The organism is Streptococcus sp. HMSC062D07, assembly GCF_001814215.1.
In the GTDB taxonomy this organism is placed as follows: Bacteria; Bacillota; Bacilli; order Lactobacillales; family Streptococcaceae; genus Streptococcus; species Streptococcus infantis_I.
In genome coordinates, this window is the sequence record NZ_KV815329.1 from 1 (window position 1) to 256 (window position 256).

The 256-nt window shown below is 38.3% G+C and carries 1 protein-coding gene; it reads right to left on the reverse strand.

Annotation, left to right across the window (positions count from 1 at the left end):
• Positions 1-256, reverse strand: a 256-nt coding sequence (locus HMPREF2957_RS04960; RefSeq protein WP_315940887.1) for a Spy0128 family protein, incomplete at both ends; no start/stop codon positions are given.

Here is a 256-nt window from a genome sequence, read left to right on the forward strand (position 1 = left end):
AGACATGGATTGTATAACTTTCAGTTGAGTATGTAACTCCTTCTTCTGAACCAGCTTTTTCTGTCAACACGTATTCGTGCTCGCCTGCTTCAGTGTATGAAAGTTTGAAGGCTACTTCGTTTGTTGCAACTTCAACACCCTCAACTTGTTTACCATTTGATGATGTTGCGATGACGTTTCCGCCTTCACTCAATTCAAACTCAAATTGTTCTTTAGCAAGTTCTTTACCAACTAATTCTTTAGTTGCTTTGATAAC